The 7,333-nt window shown below is 43.0% G+C and carries 5 protein-coding genes; 3 read left to right on the top strand and 2 right to left on the bottom strand.

Annotation, left to right across the window (positions count from 1 at the left end):
* The first annotated feature begins 278 nt into the window (after nt 1-278).
* From CEX73_RS02740 to efp, 3 genes are all read left to right on the top strand, one after another.
* Nucleotides 279-572 carry a co-chaperone GroES gene (locus CEX73_RS02740; RefSeq protein ID WP_101627059.1) on the top strand — a complete coding sequence of 98 codons (294 nt, stop codon included), beginning with the start codon at nt 279-281 and terminating at the stop codon, nt 570-572.
* A 44-nt stretch (nt 573-616) separates the two neighbouring features.
* Nucleotides 617-2,260 carry a chaperonin GroEL gene (groL, locus tag CEX73_RS02735; RefSeq protein WP_101627058.1) on the top strand — a complete coding sequence of 548 codons (1,644 nt, stop codon included), beginning with the start codon at nt 617-619 and terminating at the stop codon, nt 2,258-2,260.
* A gap of 109 nt (nt 2,261-2,369) precedes the next feature.
* Nucleotides 2,370-2,942: an elongation factor P gene (gene efp, locus CEX73_RS02730; RefSeq protein WP_101627057.1), complete on the top strand. Its 573-nt coding sequence runs from the start codon at nt 2,370-2,372 to the stop codon at nt 2,940-2,942.
* Nucleotides 2,943-3,000: 58 nt separating this feature from the next.
* On the opposite strand, the gene mscM is transcribed toward efp, so the two are convergent.
* Both mscM and asd read right to left on the bottom strand, forming a co-directional pair.
* Nucleotides 3,001-6,300 carry a miniconductance mechanosensitive channel MscM gene (gene mscM, locus CEX73_RS02725; protein ID WP_260081363.1) on the bottom strand — a complete coding sequence of 1,100 codons (3,300 nt, stop codon included), beginning with the start codon at nt 6,298-6,300 and terminating at the stop codon, nt 3,001-3,003.
* Between the two features lie 32 nt (nt 6,301-6,332).
* The gene (gene asd, locus CEX73_RS02720; RefSeq protein WP_101627055.1) at nt 6,333-7,247 is read right to left on the bottom strand and encodes an archaetidylserine decarboxylase; all 915 of its coding nucleotides are present in this window, start codon (nt 7,245-7,247) and stop codon (nt 6,333-6,335) included.
* Between the last annotated feature and the right edge of the window lie 86 nt (nt 7,248-7,333).

Below are 7,333 nucleotides of genomic sequence, written 5' to 3'. Positions count from 1 at the left end.
ATTGACTGATATGGTAATTGAAAGACTAATTTTAGCTAATTGTTATCACTCAAATAAACATAATAATGTCAAATAATTATCGTTTGGTTATAAATCATTTTCTTTTATAGTTATGTGTTTTGACTAAAAATTACGCAACTAAACAAAAAATTATTTTTTTTCCCCTTGAAGCGTTCTTGAACGCCCCCATCATTAACGCATGAAGGGGGCATAACTAGATGCCCAACATTCATCCATCCGAAAAAACTGACCTAGCTTTTATTTAAGGGGAGCTATCAATGAAAATTCGTCCATTACATGATCGTGTTATCGTAAAGCGTAAAGAAGTTGAATCGAAATCAGCAGGTGGCATCATGCTGACAGGCTCTGCAGCAGGCAAATCTACCCGTGGAGAAGTGCTGGCAGTAGGTCGTGGCCGTAGCCTGGAAAATGGTGAAGTAAAAGCGTTAGACGTGAAAATTGGCGACACTGTAATTTTCAATGACGGATATGGCGTTAAAGTAGAAAAAATAGACAATGATGAGGTGTTAATCATGTCTGAAAGTGACATTCTGGCCATTGTGGAAAAATAATCCCGGCGTAATTATGTTAACTAAACAAGTTTAAGGAAAATAAAATGGCAGCTAAAGAAGTAAAATTCGGTAACGAAGCTCGCATCAAAATGCTTAGGGGTGTAAACGTTCTAGCCGATGCAGTAAAAGTTACTTTGGGTCCTAGAGGTCGCAATGTGGTGTTAGACAAGTCTTTTGGCGCTCCTGTCATCACTAAAGACGGCGTTTCTGTAGCGCGGGAAATAGAACTAGAAGACAAATTCGAAAACATGGGCGCACAGATGGTCAAAGAAGTAGCTTCAAAAGCTAATGATGCTGCAGGTGATGGTACTACCACCGCAACAGTGCTAGCGCAGTCTATCGTTAACGAAGGCCTGAAAGCAGTTGCCGCTGGTATGAACCCGATGGATCTAAAACGTGGTATCGATAAAGCTGTTATCGGTGCAGTTGAAGAATTGAAAAAGCTATCCGTACCTTGTGCCGATTCTAAAGCTATTGCTCAGGTTGGAACAATATCCGCGAACTCTGATGAAAAAGTGGGTATGCTGATCGCTGAAGCGATGGAAAAAGTAGGTAAAAAAGGCGTTATCACTGTTGAAGAAGGTTCTGGTTTGCAGGACGAACTTGATGTAGTTGAAGGTATGCAGTTCGACCGTGGCTACTTATCTCCTTATTTTATCAATAAGCAAGAAACTGGGACAGTAGAATTAGAAAATCCGTTTATCTTGCTAGCTGACAAGAAAATATCTAACATCCGAGAAATGCTTCCAGTATTAGAGGCGGTGGCCAAAGCAAGCAAACCACTGCTAGTGATAGCTGAAGATGTAGAAGGCGAAGCGCTAGCTACTTTGGTGGTTAATACTATGCGCGGCATCGTAAAAGTAGCAGCAGTTAAAGCACCAGGCTTCGGTGATCGCCGTAAAGCAATGCTGCAGGATATTGCTGTCCTTACAGCCGGTACTGTGATCTCCGAAGAGATAGGTCTGGAACTGGAAAAAGCTACCTTAGAAGACATGGGACAGGCGAAACGGATTGTTATTACTAAAGATACTACTACCATTATCGATGGTGTTGGCGACAAAGCGTTGATTGACAGCCGTGTAGCACAGATAAATCAACAGCGGGAAGAAGCTACTTCTGACTATGATCGCGAAAAACTACAAGAACGTGTAGCTAAATTAGCAGGCGGCGTTGCCGTGATTAAAGTTGGTGCAGCCACTGAAGTAGAAATGAAAGAGAAAAAAGCTCGCGTAGAAGATGCCTTGCATTCGACTCGTGCTGCAGTGGAAGAAGGTGTAGTGGCAGGCGGTGGCGTAGCACTGATTCGTGCAGCTAACGGTATCACTGAACTGTGTGGCGACAACGAAGATCAAAACGTTGGCATAAAAGTTGCACGACGTGCCATGGAAGCTCCGCTGCGTCAGATCGTGGCTAACGCTGGTGAAGAACCATCGGTTATCGCTAACAACGTAAAAGCTAGCGAAGGCAATATGGGCTATAACGCAGCGACCGAAAAGTATGGTAATATGATTGATATGGGTATACTAGATCCAACTAAAGTAACTCGTTCTGCGCTACAGTACGCAGCTTCTATTGCCGGTCTTATGATTACTACGGAATGTATGATCACCGATCTTCCGAAAGAAGAAAAGCCTGATATGGGAGCCTCTAGTGGAAGTGGAATGGGTGGTATGGGTGGCATGATGTAAGTTGGCCATGGCCATAAGCCATAACATAAATCAAAGCGAATCAAATTCCCCGGCTCAGTATTGGCTGGGGTTTTGTTATCTGGTATCGTTCATTAATATGAAATAAAATATGACTTCTTATAGTTATAGTACAAATCAATTTCGATATGGTATAAAAATTATGTTAGATGGTGAACCATGCGTCATTATAGATCATGAGTTTGTCAAACCAGGTAAAGGGCAGGCGTTTAACCGAGTACGTCTACGTAAGCTTATTTCTGGTAAAGTGCTAGAAAAAACCTTTAAGTCCGGCGACTCAGTTAAAGCGGCGGATGTGATAGATATTAACCTTAATTATCTATATAAGGATAATTATTTATGGTATTTCATCAATCAGAACAACTTCGAACAACTAGCTGCGAATGCGAAAGCTGTTGGCGATCATGCTAAATGGTTAGTCAAACAAGCAGCCTGTGTGCTCACCTTATGGAATGGCCAGCCTATTACCGTAACCCCACCAAAGTTCGTGGAACTAAAAATTCTATCTACAGATCCTGGTATCAAAGGTGATACCGCTAGCACTAGCTGTAAACCAGCTACGCTAACCACTGGTGCAATAGTAAAGGTTCCTTTGTTTGTCCAGAACGGCGAAATCATTAAAGTAGATACTCGTTCTGGCGAGTATGTATCCAGAATTAAATAAAATAGAGTAATCACATTTAGATTGGGCCAAGCTAATCTAACTATCAGGTAGATTAGATTCAATATACTGACGGATCGATGCTAAACTGATCTGTACGTAACTGAAACGGTGGAAATGGTAGTTCGAGCTCATTTTCTCGGTATCCATTAATAATCTGCGTATGTACTTGATGGCGTAGCGGCATGCGGTGTCCCATTTCCGCAACGTGCATACGTAATTCAAAAAGCGGTAAACCATGCTGCAAATCTACTAGATATGCTTCCGGCGCGGGTATTTCTAAAACTAGCGGACAGCGACGTGCCGCCTCTACTAAAATATGGGTTACCTGTTCGATGTTAGCACCAGACGGTGCAGGAACATTTAAAACTACACGCGTCACAGTATCTGACAGTGACCAGTTTACGAACTGTTCGGTAATAAATGCTTTGTTCGGCATGATTATTTCTTTGCGATCCCAGTCAGTGATCGTAGTAGCCCGGGTATTAATACGAGTGATATTACCAGTCAGATTACGAATGGTAACAGTATCACTGATCCTAATTGGTTTTTCGAACAAAATAATAAGACCAGAGATAAAATTGGCGAAAATTTCTTGTAAGCCGAACCCTAGCCCGACACCTAACGCAGCTACTAGCCATTGTAGCTTCGACCAATCAATGCCTATGAAAGAAAATCCAATGAGCCCTCCCAAAAACATGATACTGTATTTGGTCAGTGTGGTAATCGCATACCCAGTGCCAGGTGTGAGATTTAAATGTTGCAACAGCGCCAACTCCAGCAGTGCGGGTAGGTTACGCACCAGCTGGCTCGTGATAAGAAAAACAACAATGGCAATTAATACTGCGCCTAGCGTAATAGGCTGAATAGTGTCTACACCTTGGAGAGTAGAGGTGACATCCCATAGTTTGATTTTCTCTAAAAAACCAAATGCTGAGTAAATATCTGACCACAGCAAAATAATCGACAAGATAGCGATGATGGTGATAATAGATCGTACCAATTGCAGCGACTGAGCGCTCATGGTATCTAGGTCTAGCACTTTTTCATCTACTTCTGCGGCTGCCTCATTTAATTGTAACTGAGACAGATGCTCTTCATTACGCGCACGCTGAGCTAAAATTTCGGCGCGGCGCTGTTTAGCGCGCTCGAAAGCGATACGTCGGCGCTGGATAAACATCCAGCGCCGGATGATATAATAAATTATTAATAGCAAAAACCATATAGCAACAGATGTTTCTAATCTCGATAGTAGTGCTTGGGCAGTTGCTAGATGACCGAGGCAGGAGGCGACAGCTGCCACGATTGGTGCACAGATCATAATGTTCCATAGCAAACGATTAATAATCTGAGCACTAGAACCATGTTGATCAAGATGCAACGGCAATCCAGCGCGTTTCAGACTCACCGTCACTAGCGCCAAGCAGGTACATAGCAACATAAAGCATAGCCTGCCCAGAGTGCTGGCGTACTCACGGTCGCGGTAAGTATCTAAAGCCATTAACACCATCATCAACGGTATAATTATGCCGATAAAAAAAGTATAATAGCGCTGCGCACGCTTTACTAGCGGTGCAGGCCAACCAAAGTGAACGATAAACAACCCTTGCTGTCTAGTGAAATAAGTGCTAACCATGAATATCCACAGTATTAAAACAGTAGCGCTGACGCCTTCGCCGATCGCTACCGCAGCCGGATAAGGCCAAGCATGACGGAAGCCATAACCTAGAGCTGACCATAATACCGGTAGCGGCAAAGCGATCAGCAATGACCAAAATACCGTACGTAACGTAAGTGTGAAATAATCCTGATTCACTTTACCTATTCTGCCACTAGTACGTGCTAGAAAAGTATGATAGTACCGGCGCGAACTAAAGCTGAATCCAATCAGCATTAAAGCGCTAAAAAGCTGAATTAAAGTTTCCTGTTGGGTAAACATCATTTTGAGTGCACATAACAGTTGATGATAAGTATCTAATGTAAGGAGCAGTTTTAAATCTTGACCAACTAGTAGAGGATAAGTAAAGGTAATAGGGTTTACGTCAGCCACCCAGAAAAGATAGCTATGTGCGGCTTCCCTGAGCTCCTTCATAGCGTCTTCTAACTGGCTGTGAGCGACTTTAAGTTTAGTTAGTTCTAGTATTTCTGTGTCGCCTCCGGTTAGCAGTGCATTTAGTAAGTTGCGCTGAGTTGTCAACTGCGCACCCAAGATACACTTCTGTGCCTGCTTTAGTGGCGAGCCGTCATCTTGTTTGCCTTGCGCAAACTGTGGCAACTTATTTATCAAATCTTCATACTGTAAGCGCTTAATTCGCCGCTGCACCATTTGGCTATCCAGCGGTTGAGGTTTCGGTAGATCCGGTAGATTAGAAAATTGAGTACGTAGAGTCTCCCTAAGTCTCGGTGATTCATTAAGCCATGGTTCCTGCTCGATTAATGTCATGAGCGCCTTTCGCACTTGTTGTGTCTGTAATGCTACCTGGCGTTGTTGCGACACTATCATATCCATACGTTGAGCTTGTTTATTCAGAGCGATAGATAGTTGGCGGTTAGTTTGCAACTGATCACTAATAGATTTAGGTAGTGTTCTACCTTTTTCTGCGATTATTTCAGTATGTTCAAGAGCTTGTTCTGCCTCCTGCTGGTATAAATGATTTAGCTGATTACGTAGCATTTGTAACTGTTGATCGATACTATCGTGACGTATTGTTAAGATTTCGGCGCGCAGGCGTGAAAGTTCCTGCCGATTATTAGCACTAAGTTGCGCTAAGTCTAATTCATCAACTTTTAGTCTTCGCGCTATTTGTTCTGCTTGCAATGCGGTTGCTTGCGCTTGCACGAGTGGGGTACATAATATTGGTAATGCATAAAGTTGTTTTTCTACATCATTCAGTGCTCTACGCGCAACGGTTTGCTGCTGCGGTAATAAGTTTAACGAGTCACTGATGGCGCGCGCTATCTCCTGCTCATGCTGCAGTTGTCTTGTGAGATCAATGAATTGTCTGTTTACCTGTAGCAATTGCTGGTTTATCTCTCTGGTAGAGATATTATTATCTAGTGTTATCTTAGTTGGTTGTGGTTGTTCTAAGGCTTTGCCTTTTTTAGCTCGTAGCTGCCGTATCAGAGCAGGAAAATCTTCGATCACCTTCTGATATTCTTTAATGTTAGCGCTAGACGCTTTACTCTCTGCAACAGCATTCAACGCTAACTGCAGAGCATCAATAATAGCTGTATGATTAACAGTGCTTTGATCATCTAACTCTTGTTGTTGATCATTTTGGATAAGATTATCATCCGGTTGCTTAGCGGTTAATACTGGGGCGGCAACTAACCATCCTAGTCCTAGTAGGAACATCATCATCAGACGCAAGGCTAAAAGTCTCTTCTCTTATTTTACCGTTGAAGGTTGAAGGCTAAAGGTAAAAGTTGGAGTTGGCTTACGCCATAGGCCAGCGGCTGTCCAACACGGGTAACATTACGGGCATGTAAGTGATCTACCAGCCTAACTTTACCGCCAGCAAACAAATTTATGACGGTAGAGCCAAGCTTAAAGCGGCCCATTTCTTGCCCTTTAAGCAATACTACTGCATCGTCAGCTACCGCTTTGGGATAGTGCCAACATTTGATCATACCTTCACGTGGGGGGGTGACTGTGCCCGACCAGACGGTTTCGATACTACCTACAATGGTAGCGCCAATGAGAATTTGTGCTATGGAACCAAAATCAGTATCAAACAAACAAATAACTCGCTCGTTGCGAGCAAACAGATTGGGAATCTTGGCAACTGTCGAAGGATTAACTGAGAATAGATTACCTGGCACATAGATCATTTTGCGCAAGATGCCATTACAAGGCATATGAAGTCGATGATAATCTTTAGGAGAAATATAAGTGGTCGCAAAACTTCCGTAACGAAAATAATCGATCATACGATCGTTATCGTGATCGTGGCCAGCAAGCAGAGCTTCTAAGCTATAGTGGTAACCTTTAGCCTGAAAGATCCACTCTCTGTCGATAGGTCCTAATTGGGACATCATACCGTCAGCAGGTAGTACTAGTACCGAAGGATCGGTATCAATCGGGCGGGCGTCTTCATTTAGCGCCCGGATAAAAAATTCGTTAAATGTAGGATAGCTTGCTACATCAGGCTGTAGTGCTTCTTGCATATCTACCTTATAGAAGCGTACGAACAGTGTAATAACTACGTACGTTAGCCAGCCGCCTTTATGTTCAGCACCCCAGCCTACTAGCTGGGTCAGCCAGCGTTGCAATAGGTGTTGTAATACTATTGTTATCCTGTACAGCACAGGTCACCTCTAATGACTAATTTGACAAATAGTGGGTCATGAAAAATCATGAAAAATAATGGTTACTCTTGAGTGAATCCATTAAC

The organism is Candidatus Palibaumannia cicadellinicola, assembly GCF_002855795.1.
Taxonomy (GTDB): Bacteria; Pseudomonadota; Gammaproteobacteria; order Enterobacterales; family Enterobacteriaceae; genus Baumannia; species Baumannia cicadellinicola_C.
Note: the sequence above shows the minus strand (reverse complement) of the source record. Positions and strands in the feature narration are given on the sequence as shown.

What these genes read in the sequence shown, in the direction of transcription:
- mscM (WP_260081363.1), bottom strand. Translation starts at nt 6,300, where the DNA reads ATGATGATGTTCCTACTAGGACTAGGATGGTTAGTTGCCGCCCCAGTA.
- groL (WP_101627058.1), top strand. Translation starts at nt 617, where the DNA reads ATGGCAGCTAAAGAAGTAAAATTCGGTAACGAAGCTCGCATCAAAATG.
- CEX73_RS02740 (WP_101627059.1), top strand. Translation starts at nt 279, where the DNA reads ATGAAAATTCGTCCATTACATGATCGTGTTATCGTAAAGCGTAAAGAA.
- efp (WP_101627057.1), top strand. Translation starts at nt 2,370, where the DNA reads ATGACTTCTTATAGTTATAGTACAAATCAATTTCGATATGGTATAAAA.